The sequence below is a fragment of the Caballeronia sp. AZ7_KS35 genome (assembly GCF_023631045.1).
Classification (GTDB): Bacteria; Pseudomonadota; Gammaproteobacteria; order Burkholderiales; family Burkholderiaceae; genus Caballeronia; species Caballeronia zhejiangensis.
Window position 1 is genome coordinate 134136 of record NZ_JALQDV010000009.1, and the last position, 21714, is coordinate 155849.

16 protein-coding genes are annotated in these 21714 nt (G+C 64.3%); 5 read left to right on the forward strand and 11 right to left on the reverse strand.

Annotated features, from left to right (window positions below; all coding sequences use genetic code 11):
- Window positions 1-9 precede the first annotated feature (9 nt).
- Window positions 10-1017: a cytochrome d ubiquinol oxidase subunit II gene (gene cydB, locus NCT05_RS10840; protein WP_250502243.1), complete on the forward strand. Its 1008-nt coding sequence runs from the start codon at window positions 10-12 to the stop codon at window positions 1015-1017.
- Here the strand turns inward: cydB and NCT05_RS10845 are convergent, their stop codons facing one another.
- From NCT05_RS10845 to NCT05_RS10855, 3 genes are read right to left on the reverse strand one after another with little or no spacing between them, the layout of a single operon-like run.
- Window positions 1018-1500: a hypothetical protein gene (locus tag NCT05_RS10845; protein ID WP_250439974.1), complete on the reverse strand. Its 483-nt coding sequence runs from the start codon at window positions 1498-1500 to the stop codon at window positions 1018-1020.
- A gap of 39 nt (window positions 1501-1539) precedes the next feature.
- On the reverse strand, window positions 1540-2106 hold the full coding sequence (locus tag NCT05_RS10850) for a peroxiredoxin (protein WP_250502244.1): 567 nt from the start codon (window positions 2104-2106) through the stop codon (window positions 1540-1542).
- A gap of 41 nt (window positions 2107-2147) precedes the next feature.
- A complete protein-coding gene (locus NCT05_RS10855; RefSeq protein ID WP_008341935.1) occupies window positions 2148-3446 on the reverse strand; it encodes an EAL and HDOD domain-containing protein in 1299 nt (432 codons plus the stop codon).
- Between the two features lie 464 nt (window positions 3447-3910).
- On the opposite strand from NCT05_RS10855, the gene NCT05_RS10860 reads away from it, so the two are divergent.
- Together NCT05_RS10860 and NCT05_RS10865 are read left to right on the forward strand one after the other, a co-directional pair.
- Entirely contained in the window at window positions 3911-5791 is a 1881-nt protein-coding gene (locus tag NCT05_RS10860) for a putative bifunctional diguanylate cyclase/phosphodiesterase (RefSeq protein WP_250502245.1), read from the forward strand.
- Between the two features lie 136 nt (window positions 5792-5927).
- On the forward strand, window positions 5928-7400 hold the full coding sequence (locus NCT05_RS10865) for an HDOD domain-containing protein (protein WP_008341937.1): 1473 nt from the start codon (window positions 5928-5930) through the stop codon (window positions 7398-7400).
- Window positions 7401-7437: 37 nt separating this feature from the next.
- Here NCT05_RS10865 and NCT05_RS10870 read toward each other — a convergent pair whose 3' ends face one another.
- Together NCT05_RS10870 and NCT05_RS10875 are read right to left on the reverse strand one after the other, a co-directional pair.
- Window positions 7438-7881, reverse strand: coding sequence for a hypothetical protein (locus NCT05_RS10870; RefSeq protein ID WP_008341938.1), 444 nt, complete (start codon window positions 7879-7881; stop codon window positions 7438-7440).
- Window positions 7882-8038: 157 nt separating this feature from the next.
- A complete protein-coding gene (locus NCT05_RS10875; RefSeq protein WP_008341939.1) occupies window positions 8039-9667 on the reverse strand; it encodes a methyl-accepting chemotaxis protein in 1629 nt (542 codons plus the stop codon).
- Window positions 9668-10011: 344 nt separating this feature from the next.
- Between NCT05_RS10875 and NCT05_RS10880 the strand changes: the two genes are divergently transcribed.
- On the forward strand, window positions 10012-11286 hold the full coding sequence (locus NCT05_RS10880; protein WP_008341940.1) for an MFS transporter: 1275 nt from the start codon (window positions 10012-10014) through the stop codon (window positions 11284-11286).
- Window positions 11287-11347: 61 nt separating this feature from the next.
- On the opposite strand, the gene NCT05_RS10885 is transcribed toward NCT05_RS10880, so the two are convergent.
- The 6 genes from NCT05_RS10885 to NCT05_RS10910 all read right to left on the reverse strand — a co-directional run bounded on the left by NCT05_RS10885 (window position 11348) and on the right by NCT05_RS10910 (window position 18623).
- Complete coding sequence (locus tag NCT05_RS10885; RefSeq protein ID WP_250502246.1) at window positions 11348-13240, reverse strand: propionate--CoA ligase; 1893 nt, start codon at window positions 13238-13240, stop codon at window positions 11348-11350.
- 95 nt (window positions 13241-13335) lie between these two features.
- Window positions 13336-13794, reverse strand: coding sequence for a hypothetical protein (locus NCT05_RS10890; RefSeq protein WP_034473027.1), 459 nt, complete (start codon window positions 13792-13794; stop codon window positions 13336-13338).
- Entirely contained in the window at window positions 13791-14075 is a 285-nt protein-coding gene (locus NCT05_RS10895) for a hypothetical protein (protein WP_175982728.1), read from the reverse strand. Before NCT05_RS10895 ends, NCT05_RS10890 begins: the two co-directional genes overlap by 4 nt.
- A 131-nt stretch (window positions 14076-14206) precedes the next feature.
- Window positions 14207-14965: a 5'-methylthioadenosine/adenosylhomocysteine nucleosidase gene (locus NCT05_RS10900; protein ID WP_250434919.1), complete on the reverse strand. Its 759-nt coding sequence runs from the start codon at window positions 14963-14965 to the stop codon at window positions 14207-14209.
- The gene (locus NCT05_RS10905; protein WP_008341949.1) at window positions 14962-17328 is read right to left on the reverse strand and encodes a UvrD-helicase domain-containing protein; all 2367 of its coding nucleotides are present in this window, start codon (window positions 17326-17328) and stop codon (window positions 14962-14964) included. Before NCT05_RS10905 ends, NCT05_RS10900 begins: the two co-directional genes overlap by 4 nt.
- A gap of 86 nt (window positions 17329-17414) precedes the next feature.
- Window positions 17415-18623 (reverse strand): hypothetical protein, encoded by a 1209-nt coding sequence (locus NCT05_RS10910; protein ID WP_250502247.1) that lies wholly within the window; start codon window positions 18621-18623, stop codon window positions 17415-17417.
- Window positions 18624-18838: 215 nt separating this feature from the next.
- Between NCT05_RS10910 and NCT05_RS10915 the strand changes: the two genes are divergently transcribed.
- On the forward strand, window positions 18839-21706 hold the full coding sequence (locus NCT05_RS10915) for a valine--tRNA ligase (protein ID WP_008341952.1): 2868 nt from the start codon (window positions 18839-18841) through the stop codon (window positions 21704-21706).
- Window positions 21707-21714: the final 8 nt, after the last annotated feature.

The window sequence follows — 21714 nt, forward strand, 5'->3', positions numbered from 1 at the left end:
GAGAACGCGATGCTCGATCTCGTGCCGCTGTGGGCCGCCATTCTCGCGCTGGCGGTGTTCATGTATGTGCTGCTCGACGGCTTCGATCTCGGCGTAGGCATGGTTTTTCTGCTGCGCCGCGACGCCGAATCGCGCAATCTGATGATCAACTCCGTCGCGCCCGTGTGGGACTTCAACGAGACCTGGCTCGTTCTCGGCGGCGGCGGATTGTTCGCGGTGTTTCCGCTCGCGTTCGCGATCATCGTGCCGGCCGTTTATTTCCCGATTCTCTTCATGCTGCTCGGGCTGATCTTTCGCGGCGTCGCGTTCGAATTCCGCGAAGTGACCGGCGCGCGCAAATGGCTGTGGGACGGTGCGTTCGGCTGCGGCTCGCTCGTCGCGACGTTCTCGCAGGGCATCGTGCTCGGCATGTTCATCCAGGGCTTCCCGATCGAAGGCCGCGTCTACGCCGGCACGAGCTGGAACTGGGTCGCGCCGTTTCCGTTGCTCGTCGGCGTGGGGCTGATCTTCGGCTATGCGCTGCAAGGCACGACGTGGCTCGTGCTCAAGACCGAAGGCGAACTGCAGGACTGGAGCCGCAAGATGGCGCGCTATGCGCTCATCGGCGTGATCGCGTTCATTCTGCTCATCAGCCTGTGGACGCCGCTCAAGGACGCGCGCATTGCCGCGCGCTGGTTTGCCTTCCCCGACAGCCTGGCGTTCGCGCCGGTGCCTGTGCTCACCGTGCTGCTCGCGTGGACGCTCTGGTCGAGCCTCGCGAAAGACCGCGACGTGCTGCCGTTCCTGTGCTCGATCGGGCTCTTCTTTCTCGCGTTCACGGGGCTCGTCATCAGCCTGTGGCCGTTCATCGCGCCGCCTTCGGTCACGCTCTGGGATGCGTCCGCCGCGCCCTTGTCGCATCAGTTTCTGCTGATCGGGACGATGTTTCTGCTGCCCGTCCTGATGATCTACGTGATCTGGTCGTACTGGGTGTTCCGCGGCAAGGTACGCGGCGACATGGGTTATCACGCGGAATAGTCAGAGCTTCTGCTGCGTGGCGAGCGACAGGAGGCGCGCCCATTTGTGCGCCTCGCCGCGATCGCGCATCGGCAGCGTCCATTCGCCGTGCTTCGCGTCCCGCACGTCGAGCACGACCTGCCACGCGCCGTTCGTTCCATTCGCCTGCCGCATGCGCGCGCCGCGCAGGTCCGCGAAGATATAGCTGCCGCGCTCGTCGCCGACGCGCACATCGCACAGACGCTTGCCCGCCGCGACCCGCACGCCGCCCCAGTCGGATTTGAGTTCGTGGGTCCAGTCGCCGTGTTCGCCTTTGCGCAGATTCGGCGCGATCTCGCGGCGGCTCGCGAGCCAGCGCATCACGCCCGCCGCGATGATCGCCAGCACGACGATCGCAACCGCCACCGCGACGCCGAGGCCGAAGTGCGCGTGTAGCGCGTCGAACGACCATATCGCGCCGTAAATCAGCAATCCTAAGACGATCAGTCCGACGACGATGGGCATCGCGCCTCCCGCACGCTCAATCGATGAGACCGCAGCGTATCACTGCGCCTTGTGCTTCGCGTTCCAGTCGCGCAGCGCCTGCAGCGTGTTGGCGACGTGCTGGTCCGGCGACAGGCTCGTGTATTCGTAGATGACGCGGCCGTCGGGCGCGATCACGTAGGACACGCGCTTGGCCATCGTGCTTTTCATCGGCATGGAGGCGTCGTAGGACTTGATGATCTTCGAGTTTTCGTCCGCCGCGACCGGAAACTTGCTGCGGCATTCGCTCACCGAAAACTTCTTCAACGTATCGATGTTGTCGTGCGACACGCCGATGACCGTCGCGCCTTCGGCCTTGTACTGATCGACCGCTTCCGCGAACTCATGCGCCTCGATCGTGCAGCCCTTCGTGAACGCCGCCGGATAGAAGTACAGCACGACCGGGCCATTCTTGAGGGCATCGGCGAGCGAATAGTCGTACACGTTGCCGCCGAGCGACGCCTGCGCGGTGAAGTCGGGCGCGGCATCCCCGGGCTTGAGCGTCGCGCCTGCGACGAGCGGATAAACGGCCGCGGCCGCGGCCATCGCCAGAACAGCACCCGCTTTCAAACCGGAAAATCTTTTCATGCGCGCTCCTTTCGAAGACCTCGTTCATGCAAAGACGCCGGCTATGCGTCGTCCTCGCCCTGATCCATCCGGTGTTGCGCGAACCACGCCGCCGCTTCGAATTGCAGTTTAGCGAGCACCGCGGGCGTGAGCACGTCGAGCGATGGCTGCGCGTGCCGGCTCGCGTCGATGGCGGGCGCATCGCCCCGCTCGGCAGCCCGCGCGATGCCGAGCAGCGCGCCGAGCAAGCCTTCGCCCGCGAGAATGGCCGTGCGGATTTCGGCCGCCAGATGGAGCTTATCGAGAATTTCCACGGGCTGCATGTTCAGCACGACATGCACGAGCGAGAAGATGCCGGTCATGAACGCGGCGTCGGAGAAGGCTTCGTCGGCGGGACGCAGCTTTTCGGCCGCGAGCTCCAGGAAGCGCGCGCGCGTGCCGACGAGTTGCAGCAGCGGATCCGAGCGCCACGGCAAACCGCTGCCGTCCGCGTAAAGCAGCAGCTGCGCCCAGCGCATCAACTGGCGCGTGCCGGTCGCGGCGATCGCCTCGCGCAACGACGACACGCGCCGCCCGCGCGTCTGCGCACTCGAATTCGCGAGACGCATCAGCTGCACGACGATATCCGGATTGCGCTTCAGTTCCGCTTCCAGCTCGCGCAGGCCCGGCTCGCCGGCGAGCACGGCCATGAGGCGCAGGAGCGAGCCGCGCGCCGGGCTCTCGCGCCGCGCCGAAAGCACCTGCGGCCGCGCGAAGAAATAGCCCTGAAAGAGATCGAAGCCGAGACGTTTGGCGCGCGTCAGATCGTCGAACGTCTCGATCTTTTCCGCCACGAGCAGCTTGCCGCGCCGCTTCACCTCCGCAGCGAGTAGCGGCAGATGCCGATCGTCCGCGGCGAGGAAATCGACCTTGACGATATCGACGGTCGGCAGCGCGGCATGCAGCGCGTCGTCGAGCTTCACGACGTCGTCGAGCGCGAAGCGAAAGCCCGCGTTGCGCAACTGCGCGCAGCGTTTGAATAGCGACTCGTCGAACGTGATGCTTTCCAGCAGCTCCAGCACGAAACGCTCGGGCTGCATGATGTGGACGATGTCGTCGAACAGCAGCTCGCGGTTCATGTTCACGTAACCGGGATGCGGCCCGAGCACCGCCGGCACGCCCATCTCGCCGATCGTGCGCGCGACGACATGCGCGGTCGCCTGCACGTCGTCGTGGATGCGGGCGCGATTGTCGGGGCTGTCGCGAAAGAGCAGTTCGTAGGCGACGAGCGCGCCTTCGCCGTCGAGGATCGGCTGACGCCCGACATAGACGCTTTGCCCGCGCCGCGCCGATGCCGCGCGCTTCAGGGAAGAATCGGGCATGGCGCGGACCGGTCGGATGCGCGCGGCGGCGCCGTGAAGCGTTGCGTGATGGCCGGCTCGATGGCCTTGGCTATGGCACAGGCCGGCCGCTTGGTGGATTCGATCATGGGGCGAACGAGTCGAACGGAATTCTGATGGTCAACAGCACGGCGAAAGCCCTGCGTCCGGCGGCACACCGACGAGAGAACGGGTTCCCGGCCGCAAACGCGCCACTGTAACCGAATTCTCCTGACGAGATAATATGAAACCTCATATCGACAATAACTGGACGTTCTTGATGCCGCGATGCGCCCGCCGCATCCGCGCCGCCGGTTAAAGAAATCCCCGATCGCGCCGATAACTCGCCTGATAGAGCGTGTCGCGCCTCATTGCGGCACGTCCCGGCCGGAACCTGCGAGGCGCGTGTTCCGCGCGCCGCCGCCTGGCCGAAAAAGCAGGCGCTGCCGCCAGAAACCAACGAGACCATGCAAGCGAACCGGATCAACGTCTCCCGCCGCGCACCGTGGCGCATCGCGCTCGATGCGCTCTCCCGCGCATGGGGAAGCGCCGCGCGCGAGCGGCATCCCGAGAGCGCCGGGGAGCCGCCCGCGCCCGCGACATCGCCCAAGGCCGGCGCGCCGGATGCGCCCGTCGCCGCCGTCGCGAATGCCCTGACCGACGCGTCCGAGGCCACGCTCGGCGCGGTCGACTTCCTCGCCCAGCTCGACGATGCGCTGCGCTTCCAGTATGTATCGGATGCGAGCATCGAGTTCATCGGCTATCACCGCGATTATCTGAGCATGCTGACGCTGCACGATCTCGTCGCATCCGAGGAAGCCGACGAGCTGCATGCGCTCGTCGCGCGGGCGCGCGTGAGCGGCAAGCTCGAATCGGCGACGCTGACGGTCGTGAAGTCGCTCACCTATCCGATCTGCGTCGAGTTGCGGCTCGTGTCGACGGCCGCGCGCGGCATGCCCGGCTTCGCGCTCGCCGCCTTCGACGTGACGCACTGGCGCGAGCGCGAAGCGGCGCTCGTGCATACGATCAATCACGATGCGCTGACGGGCCTCGACAATCTCATCGCCCTGAAGGCCGCGATCGTTGCGGCGCAGGACGAAGCCGAACTCACGCGCACGCACGCGGGACTCGTGCTGCTCGACATCGACGATTATCAGCGCATCAACCGCGCGCTCGGCTACGACGCCGGCGACGAGCTGCTGCGCGAAACCGCGCGGCGCATCCAGCATACGGCGGGACACGGCGAGCGCGTCGCGCGCGTGGCCGGCGATGAATTCGCCGTGCTGCTGCCGCCCGGCACCACGGCGGAACTCGCCGAAAGTCTCGGGCGGCGCTTGCTCACCGCGATCGCGCAGCCCTACCGGCATCGCGGGCAGCACACGCATTTGTCGGCGAGCGTGGGCGTCGCGCTGTATCCGGATCAGGCGGGCAGGCTCGCGAAAAGCGAAGCGCAGACCAACCTCTTGCGCATGGCCGATCAGGCGCTCGCGCAGGCGAAGGAATCGGGCGGCAATGCGCTCGTCTTCCACACGATCGACGACAACCCCGCCGACGCCGAGCGCCTCAAGCTCGAAGCGGACCTGTACGAAGCCGTGCGCAACGGTGAGTTCTCGCTCTACTTCCAGCCGATCACGAAGATCCGCACGGGCGCGGTGGTCGGCGTGGAAGCGCTGATGCGCTGGAATCATCCGGTGCACGGGCTCGTGCCGCCGTCGACGTTCATTCCGCTCGCGGAATCCATCGGCCTCATCAATTATCTGGGCAACTGGGTGCTGAAGGCCGCGTGCATGCAGATCGTGCAGTGGGACGCGATCGGCATCCGGCTCGATTACGTGTCGGTGAACGTGTCGCCGCAGCAGTTCCGCGACAAACGATTCACCGCCGCAGTGAAGGAAGCGCTCGCGCTCACCGGCATCGACGCGCGGCGGCTCGTGTTCGAGATCACCGAAAGCCTTTTGATGCACGATCCGGAGGAAGCGACGCGCCTGCTCGAAACGCTGACGACGATCGGCATCCGCTTCGCCGTCGACGATTTCGGCACGGGCTATTCGAGCCTCGCCTATTTGCAACGTTTTCCGCTCTCGAAGCTCAAGATCGACCGCAGCTTTGTCGAGAACCTGATTACGTCCCGAAACAATCGCGCGATCGTGAGCGCCGTGGTCGGGCTGGCGCAATCGCTCGGACTGGAGCTGGTGGCCGAAGGCGTCGAAACCGAGGCGCAGCGGGATTTGCTCGCGGACCTCGGATGCGACCATATTCAGGGCTGGCTCATCAGCCATGCGTTGCCGTCGGACGAGCTGGCGCGCTCGTTCCAGTCGCATTCGCTCGTATTGCACGAGACATTATGAACGGACGATTGTTCGTGTTTTAATCGAAGCACGCGCCGTAACTCCCTAATAACGTGTACATTTCGTTGTTGGGTGCTGGATTGCAGGACCGCCTCGGGTTAGCCGTCGCGTAACGAACGAGTTCTTATTTTTTGCAATGGCACGCACCAAGGCCGAACTACTGGACAAGCTGTGGTCGCGCATGAGCGAGCGCGGGGATTTCCCCATGCTGTCTCAGGCGCTGCGCTCGACTGTGTCCGCAATGAGCGATGACGACCTCGACTTCACGTCCCTCGTGCAAGTCGTGCTGTCGGACGTCGGCCTCACGCAGAAGGTGCTGCGGCTCGCCAACTCGGCGATGTACATCGCGTTCGGCGGCAACATCACCACCGTCACGCGCGCGTTGATGGTGCTCGGCATGGACGCCGTCGGTCATCTCGTCGTCGGGTTGAAGCTCGTCGACCACTTCCATCAGAGCGCGCCGCGCCGTATCGACGCGAAGCTCGAACTGAACCGCACCCTGCTCTCGGGCGCGGTTGCGCGGCAGCTCACCGAGCACAAGGACTTGCGCTCCGCCGAGGAAGCGGTCGTCTGCACGCTGATGCGGCAGATCGGCAAGCTGCTCGTCGCGTTCTATCTCGAACACGAGTGGGATCAGTTGCGCCGCAAGGCCGCTTCGGAAAACATCCCCGACAGCGCCGCCTGTGCCGCGCTGCTCGGCGTCACCTTCGACGAGATCGGCCTCGAAGCGGCGGACCGCTGGCGTCTGCCCGAGACGATTCGCGAAGGCATGCGCGCGACCGATCCGAACGCGCCCGTCGATGAAACCGTGCCGAAGCACGTTCGCTGGCTGCGCGCGATCTCCAACTATTCGACCGAAGTCGCGGACGCGCTCACGGCGCAAAACGTGGCCGCGGACGGCCGCGAATCGGTGCTCTTCGATATCGCGAACCGCTACACCGGACCGCTCAACACCGACGCCGACACGCTCACGTCGATGAGCCTCGCGCTCGCGAACGAAGAAGCGAGCGACGGCGTGATGCGCGAGATCTCCGAGCTGCAGGCCAACGCCGATGCCATGGCGCGCGCGAACGTATCGGCGGAGGCGCGCATCGGCGCGAGCGTCGCGGACTTGCGCTCGTTGCCGTCGAAGAATGCGCTGGCGCCCGCGCTCGCGCTCGCGTCGGAATCGATACTCGGCAGCCTGCATCTGTCGCGCACCGTGGTGTTCGTGCGCCAGGCCAACAACGAATTCCACGCGCGTCTCGGCCTCGGCGCGGGCGTCGAGCCGATGTTGCCGAAACTGCGCTTCTCGGCGGAGTTCCGGCCCGACGTGTTTCATCTCGCGATCAGCAATCCGGTCGGCATCTTCATCGAGAACGCGCACGACGCGCGCATCGACGCCCGCCTGCCGCGCTGGTACAAGGAGACGCTCGGCGAAGCGCAGGCGTTCGTCGTGCTGCCGGTGAAATCGAACGATACGACCGTCGCGCTGATCTACGGCGACTGGACCTCGCCGCAACACGTGCGCAAGATCTCGCCCGCCGAGATGAGCGCACTGAACGAGCTCACGAAGGAGTTGAGCCGTTTTTTCTTTAGCGCGAACTGGAAGGAAGTCGAGCTCATCTGAGCGGCTTCCTTCTTGCGCGCAGACCCCTTCCTCCGCCTTATTCCCGCTTCAGAATCGCCACGGCCTGCTCGCCGTATCGCACGATATAGCCGCCGTGCGCGCGCTGCCATTCGCGTGCTTCCGATTCGTTCGCAAACCAGTTCTTCTCGTAGTCGTTGAACGCGCCGGCGTCGAGCCGATAGCGGTCGATCGCCGCGTCCGGCTGTTCGTCGATGTGGGATTTGCACGCGTCCCAGCCTGGGTAGCCGAGTTCGACGGCGAGCATCGAAAGCAGATGCTTCAGTTGCAGATCGTCGCGCATCGCGTGCAGATCGGCGAGGCGTTCCGCGCGCGTGACGTTCGTCGCGAGCAGGCGGCGCAGAACGGGCATCGACGCGCTCGTATCGCCGTCGCGGGCGTGACGAAGCAGACGCCGCGCATGTTCGCGCAGATAGTCGCTATTGGAAACGGAAGAAGAGATCGGACAGGATGTAGACCACATGACGTTGTTCCTTTGTTGCGCCGTTCTCGCTGCGGCTATAAAGGTTCGACGTTGCGGTTCGATCCAAAGTTGAGGTGCTGCACGGCAGGTGCGTAAGACTTTCGCGAGACCGGGCGCCCTGCCGCGCCCGTCCGCGATTCTATCCTCAAGCCTTGCGTCAAGCCAACTGGAATTTTCCGACGAGCGACTTGAGCGCGCGCGCCTGATCGTCGAGCGATTGCGCGGCGGCCGCCGCCTGTTCGACGAGCGCGGCGTTCTGCTGCGTGTTCGCGTCCATCTTCGTGACGGCCTCGCCGATCGACTCGATGCCCGTCTTCTGCTCCGCCGATGCCGCCGAGATCTCGCCCATGATGTCCGTCACGCGGCGCACGGCCTTGACGACTTCCTCCATCGTGGCGCCCGCTTCCTGCGCGTAGGTCGAGCCGTCCGACACGCGCGACACCGATGTATCGATGAGCCCTTTGATCTCCTTCGCCGCCGACGACGAACGCTGCGCGAGACTGCGCACCTCGCCCGCGACGACCGCGAAGCCGCGTCCCTGCTCGCCCGCGCGCGCCGCTTCGACCGCCGCGTTCAGCGCGAGGATGTTGGTCTGGAACGCGATGCCCTCGATCACGCCGATGATGTCGCCGATGCTCTTCGCGCTCGCATCGATGCGCTGCATCGTTTCGACGACGCGGCCCACGACCGCGCCGCCCTTCTCCGCGATCTCCGACGCGCTCGCCGCGAGCGTGCTCGCCTGCTTCGCATTGTCGGCGTTCTGACGCACCGTCGACGTGAGCTGCTCCATGCTGGCCGCGGTTTTTTCCAGCGCGACGGCCTGCTCCTCGGTACGGCGCGACAAGTCGACGTTGCCCGTTGAAATCTCGCTCGATGCCGAAGCGATCGCCTCCGCGCTCGCCGCGATATCGCCGACGGTCGACGACAGTCCCGCCTGCATTTCGGAGAGCGCGTGAAGCATCGACGCGTCGTCGCGACGCTTGAGCTTGACCGGATACGCGAGATCGCCCGATGCGATGCGACGCGCGATGTCCTTCGCATAACCGGGCTCGCCGCCGAGCTGGCCGGCGAGACGCCGCACGACCCATTCGGAGACGACGATCGCGAGCGCGAACAACGCGAGCGTCAGCACCGACACCATCACGAACGACGAATGGAAGATGAACGCGGCGGATTCGATCGTCGCCTTGGCTGCGGCGCCGCGGCGCGCGACGAGTTCATCGACCATCTTTTCGAGCTTGCCCGTTTCGACGAGCAGCGACACGTCCTGCATGCCGACTTGCCAGTTCATCTGCGAGAGATCGAGCGGTTGCTCCTTCACGAGCTTCACGAACGTCCGCAGATTCTCGGCCCACTTGCCGAGCGCGATCGAGAAGTTCTTTTGCTGCGCGAGCGCGTCCTTGTCGGCGTGATCGATGTATTGCGCGAGCTGCGCCTGTTCACGTCCGATTTCGGCGAGCGATTGCTCGATCTGCGCGCCGAGATCGTCGCGCTCTTTCGCCGTGCTCGCGGTGAGCAGCATCTTCTGCGACCGGCTCGCGCGCAGCAGATAGCCGCGCGTTTCCTCGGCCGCGCGGCTCGCGACGTAGCCTTGCGTGTAGATGGATTCGGTCGCGCCGTTCAGACGGCTGATCTGCGTGAGCGAAATTGCGCCGATGACGAGCGTGCCCGCGAGCACGAGTCCGAAAGCCAGCCTGAGCGATGCCTTGACTGATAGCGTGCGCTTCGCTTCGTCATGCGCCATGAAGCCCGCGTCTTTTGCGCCGCGTAGCGAAAACAGTTTCATCGATCGAATCCCCGAATTTGTTCTTTGGACTTGGCCGTCGTGAGGCGTGTCCTGGTCTGATCCCTGCCGGGAATACGGCAGGTTTGCGGGCTTTCTTGAGCCTTTTTTTAGCAGGAGCGCACGTTCGTTCGCTCCGCCGTCGCTTCTTATAACCGGCCAAAAAACCTTGCGTGCGACGAAATCGCAGCTTGATTCGCTGCCGATCCTGTCCGATTCGCGACAAAGCTTGGCAGGACAACGCGTCGGGGACAGCCTACACTTGTCAGAAATTCAGTCTGCGCATAAATGTCGCACTGACAAAAGATCGATTCCGAGACGCTTTCCTGCTTTCACAAGCCATCACTATGCAAACGAGCATCGACAAGGGCGCTTTGTCGCCTTCCGGCGCATCGGCCGGCGCTTCCGCCAACGCTTCTGCAAACGCTTCCGCCGCGACATCAGCGGGCGCGCAACGCACCGTTTATTCCGTTCTGGGCGCGATCAGCTTTTCGCACCTTTTGAACGACATGATCCAGTCGCTGATTCTGGCGATCTATCCGATGTTCAAGAGCGAATTCGCGCTCACGTTCGGACAGATCGGTCTCATCACGCTCGTGTATCAGGTGACGGCTTCGCTGCTGCAACCGCTCGTCGGCCTGTACACGGACAAGCATCCGAAGCCGTATTCGCTTCCGGTCGGCATGGGCTTCACGCTGTCGGGTCTCTTGCTGATGTCGGTCGCGGGCAGCTTCGGCACGCTCTTGATCGCGGCGGCGCTGGTCGGCTGCGGATCGTCGGTGTTTCATCCGGAATCGTCGCGGGTGGCGCGCATGGCGTCGGGCGGCAAGCACGGTCTCGCGCAGTCGCTCTTTCAGGTCGGCGGCAACGCCGGTTCGTCGTTGGGTCCCTTGCTCGCCGCGCTGATCGTCATCCCGCACGGGCAAAAGAGCATCGCGTGGTTCTCGGTGGCCGCGCTCGTCGCGATGTTCGTGCTGGCGAATATCGGCCGCTGGTACAAGCGTCATCCGGCGACGAAGAAGGGCCGCGCGCAGACCGCGCACGCGACGCTGCCGCGCAACAAGGTCGTCATGGCGATGAGCGTGCTCGTGCTGCTCGTGTTCTCGAAGTACTTCTATCTGGCGAGCATCACGAGTTACTTCACGTTCTATCTGATCAGCAAGTTCGGCATCTCGGTGCAGGCCGCGCAGATCCATCTGTTCGTGTTCCTCGCGGCGGTGGCGGCGGGCACGATCATCGGCGGTCCGGTCGGCGACAAGGTCGGGCGCAAGGCGGTGATCTGGGTGTCGATTCTCGGCGTCGCGCCGTTCACGCTCTTGATGCCTTACGCGAACCTGTTCTGGACGGGCGTGCTGTCGGTGATCATCGGGCTCGTGCTGGCATCGGCGTTCTCGGCGATTCTCGTGTATGCGCAGGAACTGATTCCGGGCAAGGTCGGGATGGTCGCGGGCTTGTTCTTCGGATTCGCGTTCGGCATGGGCGGCGTGGGCGCGGCGGTGCTCGGGCATCTCGCGGATGCGACCAGCATCGATTATGTGTACAAGGTTTGCGCGTTCCTGCCGTTGCTGGGCGTGTTGACGGTGTTGTTGCCGAAGACGCATGAGGGGAAGGCGAAGGCCTGAGCGCACGCGATGACGATCACAACGGGCACGCCGGACCGCGTGCCCGTTGTGTTTTGGGCGCTCAGTTTCCCAACGCCTCCCTCACCTGCATCAACGCGCCCGGATCCTCGATCGTCGGCAGCTCGCCCGGATCGCGCCCTTCCGCCAACGCCGCGATCGCGCGTCGCAGCAGCTTCCCCGAACGCGTCTTCGGCAGCATCGTCACGAAATGCACGCGCGCCGGACGCGCGATCGCGCCGAGCTGCGAATCCACCGCGTGACACAACTCCGCTTCCATGCCCTCGCGCGCGCCCGGCGCATTGATGCGATCCGCATCGCGCAGCACGACGAACGCCGCAGCCGCCTGCCCCTTCACGGAATCGGCGATGCCGACCACCGCGACCTCCGCGACCGCCGGATGCGCCGACAACGCCTCTTCGATCTCGCGCGTGCCGAGCCGATGCCCCGCCACGTTGATGACATCGTCGGTGCGGCCGAGGATCGACACGTAGCCGTCCTCGTCCTGCACACCCCAGTCGAAGGTCGAATAGACCATCTGATTCGGCACGCTCTTCCAGTACGTGTCGACGAAGCGCTCGTCGTCGCGCCACACCGTCTGCATGCAGCCCGGCGGCAGCGGATACGCCAACGTGACGACGCCCTTCTCGCCGGGCGCGCAGGCATCGCCGGTCGCTTCGTTGCGCAGCGTGAGATTGAAGCCCATCGACGGTACGCCCGGCGAGCCGAGCTTCGACGGCAATTCTTCGATGCCGCGCGGAATCGCGATCATCGGCCAGCCGGTTTCCGTCTGCCAGTAATTGTCGATGACGGGCTTTTTCAACGCGCTCTGGATCCAGTGCGCAGTCGGCTCGTCGAGCGGCTCGCCCGCGAGAAACAGCGTGCGCAGGCTCGACAGATCGTATTTCTCCATCAGCGCCGGATCCTGCTTCTTCAGCACGCGGATCGCGGTCGGCGCGGTGAACATCAGATTGATCTTGTACTGCTGGACGAGCCGCCACCAGATGCCGCCGTCGGGACGAATCGGCGTGCCTTCGTACATCACGGTCGTGAGGCCGGCGATCAGCGGCGCATAAATGATGTAGCTGTGCCCCACGACCCAGCCGATGTCCGATGCGGTGAACATCGTGTCGCCCGGCGCGCCCTGAAAGATGTGCTCCATCGATGCGGCGAGCGCGACCGCGTAACCGCCGACATCGCGTTGCACGCCCTTCGGCCTGCCCGTCGTGCCGGACGTGTAGAGCACGTACGACGGCTCGTTCGATTCGAGCCATTCGCACGGCACGTGCGCGTCGAAAAATTGCTCGCGCAGCGGTTCGTACGCGACGAGATAACTCGCCTGCAAGCGCTCGGGCGCGAGTTGCCGGTCGATCAAGAGCACTTGCGGCACCTTGTATTCGGCGCGCGAGAGCGCTTCGTCGACGAGCGGCGTGTAGTCGATCACCTTGCCCGCGCGCGCGCCGGCATCGGCGGTGACGATGAGCGCAGGCTCGGCATCGTCGATGCGCGCCGCGAGATTCGGCGCCGCGAAGCCGCCGAACACGACCGAGTGGATCGCGCCGATGCGCGCGCACGCGAGCATCGCGAAGAGCGCTTCGGGAATCATCGGCAGATAGATGAGCACGCGATCGCCCTTCTTCACGTGCAGCGAGCGCATGACGGCTGCCATGCGGTTCACTTCCGCGTGCAGCTCGGCGTAGGTGTAGCGGCGCTCGATGCCCGTTTCCGTCGATACGTAGACGAGCGCGTCCTGTTGCGCACGCGACGCGAGATGCCGATCGACGGCGTTATGGCACAGATTGGTCTTGCCGCCGACGAACCACCGCGCGAACGGCGGCTTGCTGCGGTCGAGCACCCGCTCGAACGGCGTCTGCCAGTGAATGCGACGGGCCTGTTCGGCCCAGAACGCTTCGGGCTCGTCGATCGACCGTCGATACGCTTCTCGGTAAGTCGGCATGCGCGTCCTCTGCAAAGCGGCGTTGGCTGAGCCCTGAGCATAGAGCAGCCGTCCAACCCGCGCCAGACCGGGCGCGCCCTGATCGATCCGGCGCGTCAGAGCGCCCGGGTTCGGGCTGAGGCGCGGCCCTCGGACGCGGTGTGCTTGAGCAGCACCGGCGCAAGCTCGCCCGCGACGCGCATGCTCGACACGACGACCGTTCGTACGCCGCATCCGTCCGTCAATGCGCGCAGCGTTTCTCGCGTGCTCGCGCGCGCCTCGATGCGCGGTTCGATCAGGATCAGGCCGCGGCAGTACGCGGCCAGCATCGCGCGATGCGTGCGCATCCACGCGGCGCGCAGACGGGCGTCGTCGGCGGTTTCGTTTGCGTCGTGCTCGGCCACGAGAACGAAAGGCGTCGCGAGGGACACGAGACGGCGCATCTGCGCGCCCCATGCGAACGCATAGCCCGGTTTCACGGCGCGCGGACGCAGGCGCACGAGCGGGAATCGGCTCGCGTCGAAAAGACGCTCGTCGAGTTCGATGGATTTCGGTGCGAGGTCGGCGGCGTTCACAGCGGTTTCGGACTCCAGTAGTTGAGCGCGGCGACGAGCGACGGCCAGCGGGAACGCCGCGGCACCACGCGTTTCTTGGGCTGCGTGGCGCGTGGCGCGCGGCGAGCCAACTCCTGCGCCGCCTGCGCCGCCTGCGCCGTCGCCTCCGTCCACGCGCGGCGCGTGGTTTCGAGCACCTTCGCGGCGTTCGCCGAAACAGCGCAACGCTCGCCCCGCTCGCCGCTTTCGGACGCCGGGCGCGCTTCGCCCATCGTGCCGATGGCGGTGAAATCGTTGGTCATGTCGTCGGGCCTCCTGTGTCTGCCTCACGGTGTGCGAGTCATTGTATTGAGAATCATTCTCAACTACAAGCAGGATTTTCGACGATGCGCCGCCCCCGGAAAGCCGCGTCCGCGTGGGATTCGGCGCTCGATCAGCCGGCAGCGCGGAGAAAGCGCGACAAAATGCCCGACGAGTAAGTCGCGGCGATCGACGTCAGAAATTCGGTGAACGATAGCGGCGCGGCGGCGTCCGCCGCATCGGAAATGGTCCGCACGACCGCGCACGGCACGCCGTGCTCGTAGCAGACCTGCGCGATGGCCGCGCCTTCCATTTCGACCGCGAGCGCGTCGGGCAGCGCGTCGCGCAAGCCGAAGAGCGCGTCGTGGCTCGCGATGAAGCGATCGCCGCTCACGATCAGCCCGCGATGCACGCGCGGCCCGGCGACGGCGAAGCGCTCCGTCAGCGTACCGCCCTCGTCGGCGATGAACGCATCGGCGGCGGCGGCGAGCGCATCGGAAAGCGCGCGATCGGCGCCGAAGCGCGCGCGGTCGAGCAGCGGCACTTCGTAGCGCGGAAAGAGCGGCGATGCGTCGAGATCATGCTGCAGCAAAGCATCGGCGATGACGACATCGCCCACTTGCACGTCCGCCCGCACGCCGCCCGCGACGCCTGTGAAGACGATGGCATCGGTTTCGAACACATGGATGAGCGCGCTCGCGGTCGCGGCCGCCGCCACCTTGCCGATGCGCGCGAGCGTGACGACGGCCGGCAGCCCATGCGCGTCGCCGACGTAATACTCGCGCTGGCCGAGCGTCACGGTGCGAACTTCGCCTGCCGAGCGCATCTGCGCGATGAGGTCGCCCAGTTCCTGCGGCAGCGCCGCCATGATGCCGAGCCGCTTCGTCTTCATTCGACGGCCTGCAGTTTCGCCACGGCCAGCGCGAGCCACTTTTCGCCGTGGCGCTTGAAGCGAACTTGCGCGCGCGCGTCGCCGCCCGAGCCTTCCAGCGCGGTCACGGTGCCTTCGCCGAACTTCGTATGGAACACGGCCTGGCCGACCTTGAAGCCGGATTCCGCCGCGCGCTGCTCGTTGGCGAACGACGGCAATGCCGCGCTGGCGCCCTGATCCCGCGCATAGCCGGAAGAACCGCCGCGCTCCTGTCCGGGACGCGCAAACCAGTCGCGGCCCCAGCCGGCGTTGTCGGCGCGTCCGCCCCAGCGCGCGCCCGCCTCCATCTTCGGCGTGAGCCACTTGAGCGAGCCTTCGGGCAATTCGTCGAAGAAACGCGAACGGATGTTGTAGCGCGTCTGGCCGTGCAGCATGCGGCTCTGCGCGAACGACAGATAAAGCCGCTCTTTCGCGCGCGTGATCGCCACGTACATGAGACGCCGCTCTTCCTCCAGCCCGTCCGATTCCTGCGCGCTGTTCTCGTGCGGGAACAAGCCCTCTTCCAGCCCGGTGATGAACACCGCCGTGAATTCGAGGCCCTTGGCCGCGTGCACGGTCATCAGTTGCACGGCGTCCTGGCCGGCCTGCGCCTGGTTGTCGCCGGCTTCGAGCGATGCGTGCGACAGGAAACCGGCGAGCGGCGTCATCGTATCGGGATTCTGCGCGGGATCGGCGATGCCGGGCGCATCGAGCACTTCGATCTCGCCGTCCTCGCTGACGATCTCCGGCAACGCCGACGCGCCCGGACGCAGCGGAATGGAGCGCGCGGGCGTATCGAGCCCGTAGCCTTCCTCGCTGACGAACGCCGCCGCCGCATTCACGAGTTCCTGCAAGTTCTCGAGCCGATCCTGGCCCTCGCGCTCGGTTTCGTAGAACGCGGCCAGACCGCTCGCGCGCACGACGTATTCGACGGTTTCCGGCAGGCTCATCTGCTGCGTTTCGGCGCGCATTTTCGCGATGAGCGTCGCGAATGCGCCGAGGCTCGTGCCCGCCTTGCCGGTGACGTACGGCACGGCGGCGGCCATCGAACAGTTGTAGAGACGCGCCGCGTCGGCCACTTGCTCGATGGAGCGCGCACCGATCCCGCGCGTCGGGAAATTGACGACGCGCGCGAACGCGGTGTCGTCGTTCGGATTGTCGATGAGACGCAAATACGCGAGCGCATGCTTCACTTCCTGCCGCTCGAAGAAGCGCAGACCGCCATACACGCGATACGGAATGCCCGCGTTCACGAGCGTATGTTCGATGGTCCGCGACTGCGCGTTGCTGCGATAAAGCACCGCGACCTCGCCGCGCGACACGCCCGTATTGATGAGCGCCTTGATTTCCTCGACGATCCAGCCCGCTTCCTGCGAATCCGTTGCGGCCTCGTAGACGCGCACCGGCTCGCCGTGTCCCGCGTCGGTGCGCAGATTCTTGCCGAGCCGGTTGGCGTTGTTGGCGATCAGATAGTTCGCGGTATCGAGAATATGGCCGTGCGAGCGATAGTTCTGCTCCAGCTTGATGAGATTGCGCACGCGGAATTCGCGCTCGAAATCGTGCATGTTGCCGACGTTCGCGCCGCGGAACGCGTAGATCGACTGGTCGTCGTCGCCGACCGCGAAGATCGCGTTGTGCTCGCCCGCGAGCAGCTTGAGCCACGCGTACTGCAGCTTGTTCGTGTCCTGAAACTCGTCGACGAGAATGTTGCGAAAGCGCGCCTGATAATGCGCGCGCAGCGGCGGATTGTGCGCGAGGAGTTCATAACAGCGCAGCAGCAGCTCGGGAAAATCGACGACGCCTTCGCGCTGGCATTGCTGATCGTAGGCTTCGTAAAGCTCGACGAACTTGCGATTGAACGCATCGGTGGCGTCGACGTCTTTCGGACGCAGGCCCTGCTCCTTCGCGTTGTTGATGAAGTACTGCAGATTCTTCGCCGGATACTTCTCGTCGTCGACGTTCAGGCCTTTCATCAGCCGCTTGATCGCGGACAGCTGGTCGGCCGTGTCGAGAATCTGGAATGTCTGCGGCAGGCCGGCGTCGCGGTAATGCGCGCGCAGCATGCGGTTGCACAAGCCGTGAAACGTGCCGATCCACATGCCGCGCGTATCGATGGGCAGCAGCGCGGACAGGCGCGCCATCATCTCGCGCGCGGCCTTGTTCGTGAAGGTGACGGCGAGCACGGTCGGCGGCGACGCGTAGCCCTGCTGGATCAGCCACGCGATGCGCGTGATGAGCACGCGCGTCTTGCCGCTGCCGGCGCCCGCGAGAATGAGCGCGGGCTCGTCCGGGAGCGTCACGGCGGCGAGTTGTTCGGGATTCAGATTCGCGAGCAGGTCGGGCATGGGAAAGAGGCGTCGAGGTAAGCGAGCATTATAAATGTCCGGTTCTTCGACGACTTTCCGCGTCGCCCATCGCAGCCGACACTCGATTACGGCGCAGACGGCCTACTTTCCATGGATTGTTGCATTTTCTGGGCCGCGTCCGCGCCTAGCGTATTTCGCACACGTCCGTTCACAAGCGTGTTCAGAAATTTGTCATCGAAGCCATTCGCCACTTTCCAGGCGTCCCGATCCCGCTCGAACACGAATTCGCCCTTGAGCTGCACGTATGGCATCGCACCGATAACGCTCAACAGATTGTCCTTATAGTCGACCAAAACCGGACATGCGTAGGAATGGTCATCGATCCTGCGGCAATCCGCTGCCGGAAGCACGCCGATGACCCTCGCTTCCATCGTTCTCGGCACATCTTCCCCGTACACCGGTTTGTGATGCGACGGCGACCGTCTGCTCACGCGATCGTCGATTCCCTTGATTCCCGCGATGACCGCCGCGCGAATCGCGTCGCGGCCGAGCGGGGCGCCCAGCGCCTTGTTCAGCCCGGCCTCGTTGTAGCGCGCGGCCACGTATTCGGACGGATAGGTATGCACTTCGAACTCACCATTCTTTTCCCTGGGCCGGATCACGTAGCCTATGGGGCTCGTCGCCTCCCCCGCTTTGATGACCGCTGTGCAACCGCGCGATCTGTCGCCATCGTCGTAGCCCACTTCCTGGAAATCCGAAAATCGTGGCGTCAAATCGCGGTCATCGTTCAGCGACAGGCCCGGACGCTTCGTGGCGAGATCGGTCTTCGATTGGACGCCGATCCGGAACAGCGCGTCCTTCGTGCTGGTTGCCGCGCAGGATGGCGTGCTTGCCGACCAGAGGGTGTAGGCCCCGACCGCCGCGAAGATCACGCAAAACGCCGATGCATATCCGATCATGCGACGTTTCACCTTCTTGCGCGTGCGCGCGGCGAACGCCGCGAATGGCGCCCGGAAACGCGGGTCGATCTGCCCGACGACCGACTCGTACTGCAACAAGTCCTCGGGCGCCTTGTCCGTCTCCAGCGTTTCCACGAAACGGACCGCCGCCGCTTCCGCCGCTTGCTCATCCAGGAAACCTTCTTGAATGAGCCAGTCGAGCATCGCGCGCGCGGAATCGAAGCGCAGGTCGATCTCCGACATCTGGTCCATCGACTCTAGCACCCGCAGGGCCGTTTTATCGTCGATATAGCCGCAACTATTCAACGCTGCCAAAGTCTGCAAGCGGACCATGCCCGCGACGCTAACCTTCTGACACTCCTGATCTGTGGTCATCTCGCCCCTTTCTCTTGCGCCACTCGTGCCGGATGCACGCGTGCGAATCCGCCAGCGTAGAACCATGGCTTTTTGCGATACAGGGACAGAGCGCGCTTTTGACAATTACTTCCAGATATCGCTCTTACGGGGCACTCGGGCACCGTACGAGTAGGCCACGTGGGCACCGCTATAATTGACGGATTCCCTGCTTTCAGATCTAGACGAACGACGACATGAGCGACAACACACTGGCAAAAAGCTTCGAGCCTCAAAACATCGAGTCCCAATGGGGCCCGGAATGGGAAAAGCGCGGATACGCCGCTCCCACGTTCAAGGAAGGCGCGAAGAATTTCTCCATCCAGTTGCCGCCGCCGAACGTCACCGGCACGCTGCACATGGGGCACGCGTTCAACCAGACCATCATGGATGGCCTGACGCGGTATCACCGCATGCTGGGCGAAAACACGCTGTGGGTGCCGGGCACGGACCACGCGGGCATCGCGACGCAGATCGTCGTCGAACGCCAGCTCGATGCGCAAGGCATCTCGCGCCATGACCTCGGCCGCGAAGAGTTTCTGAAGCGCGTCTGGGCGTGGAAGCAGCAATCCGGCTCGACCATCACGAATCAGGTTCGGCGTCTGGGCGCATCGATCGACTGGTCGCGCGAATACTTCACGATGGACGACAAGATGTCGGCCGCCGTGCGCGACGTGTTCGTCACGCTCTATAAACAAGGGCTGATCTATCGCGGCAAGCGGCTCGTGAACTGGGACCCGGTGCTCGGCACCGCCGTGTCCGATCTCGAAGTCGTGAGCGAAGAAGAAAACGGCAGCCTGTGGCACATCAACTATCCGCTGCCGGACGGTTCCGGTCATCTGACGGTCGCGACCACGCGCCCGGAAACCATGCTGGGCGACACCGCCGTGATGGTGCATCCGGAAGACGAGCGTTATCAGCATCTGATCGGCAAGACGGTGACGTTGCCGCTATGCGATCGCGAAATCCCGATCATCGCCGATGAATACGTCGATCGCGAATTCGGCACCGGCGTCGTCAAAGTCACGCCCGCGCACGACTTCAACGACTACGCCGTCGGCCAGCGCCACAAGCTGCCGCAGATCGAAATTCTCACGCTCGACGCGAAGATCAACGACAACGCGCCTGAAAAATATCGCGGCATGGATCGCTTCGACGCGCGCAAAGCCGTCGTGAAAGATCTCGAAGCGCTCGGCCTGCTCGAATCCGTCAAGCCGCACAAGCTGATGGTGCCGCGCGGCGACCGCACCAACGTGGTCATCGAACCGATGCTGACGGACCAGTGGTTCGTCGCGATGAGCAAGCCGGCGCCCGAAGGCACGTTCAATCCGGGCAAGTCGATCACGGAAACGTCGCTCGATGTCGTGCGCAACGGCCAGATCAAGTTCGTGCCGGAGAACTGGACGACCACCTACTATCAGTGGCTCGAAAACATCCAGGACTGGTGCATTTCGCGCCAGTTGTGGTGGGGCCATCAGATTCCCGCGTGGTACGGCGAGAACGGCGAGATTTTCGTCGCGAAGACCGAAGAAGAAGCCCGCGCCGAAGCCGACGCGCAAGGCTACAAAGGCGCACTCAAGCGCGATGAAGACGTGCTCGACACCTGGTTCTCGTCCGCGCTCGTGCCGTTTTCGTCGCTCGGCTGGCCGAACGAGACGAAGGAACTGAAGGCGTTCCTGCCGTCGTCGGTGCTCGTGACAGGCTTCGACATCATCTTCTTCTGGGTCGCCAGAATGGTGATGATGACCACGCATTTCACCGGCAAGGTGCCGTTCGACACCGTCTATGTGCACGGACTCGTGCGCGACGCCGAAGGCCAGAAGATGTCGAAGAGCAAGGGCAACACGCTCGACCCGATCGATATCGTCGATGGCATCGACCTCGAATCGCTCGTCGCCAAGCGCACGACCGGCCTCATGAATCCGAAGGCCGCCGCGCAGATCGAGAAGAAGACGCGCAAGGAATTCCCCGAAGGCATTCCGTCGTTCGGCACAGACGCGCTGCGCTTCACGATGGCCTCGATGGCCACGCTCGGCCGCAACGTGAACTTCGATCTCGCGCGCTGCGAGGGTTATCGCAACTTCTGCAACAAGCTCTGGAACGCCACGCGTTTCGTGCTGATGAACTGCGAGGGCCACGATTGCGGTTTTGCGAATCCGGGCGCGTGCAAGCCAGGCGATTGCGGCCCTGGCGGCTACACGGATTACTCGCAGGCGGATCGCTGGATCGTGTCGCTGCTTCAGCGCGTGGAAGCCGAAGTGGAAAAGGGTTTCGCGGACTATCGTTTCGACAACGTCGCGAGCGCGATCTACAAATTCGTGTGGGACGAGTACTGCGACTGGTATCTCGAACTCGCGAAGGTGCAGATCCAGACCGGCACGCCCGAGCAGCAGAGGGCGACGCGTCGCACGCTCTTGCGTGTGCTCGAAACGGTGCTGCGCCTCGCGCATCCGATCATTCCTTTCATCACGGAAGCGTTGTGGCAGAAGGTTGCCCCTCTCACCGACGCCTTCCCGCAAGGCGCGAAGGAAGGCGAAGTCTCGATCATGACGCAGCCTTATCCGCGCGCCGAGCAGAAAAAGATCGATGAATCGTCAGAACAGTGGGCTGCCGAACTGAAGAGTGTCATCGATGCATGTCGTAATCTACGTGGCGAAATGAATCTGTCGCCCGCGGTGAAGGTGCCGTTGCTCGCGCACGGCGACGCGGCGCGCCTCACCGCGTTCGCACCGTATATCGCTGCCCTCGCGCGTCTTTCCGAAGTGAAGATCATCGACGACGAAGCCGCCCTCGACAAGGAAGCTCATGGCGCGCCCGTCGCGATCGTCGGCACGAGCAAGCTCGTGTTGAAAGTCGAAATCGATATCGCCGCGGAACGCGAGCGCCTGACCAAGGAAGTGGACCGTCTGACGGCCGAGATCGCAAAATGTAACGCGAAACTCGGAAACGAAAGCTTTGTTTCAAAAGCGCCGGCCGCTGTCGTTGAACAGGAGCGTAAAAGGCTGGCAGAATACGGAACCACTATCGAGAAGCTTCAGGCCCAATTATTGCGTCTGCCTGCTTGAATTTGAGG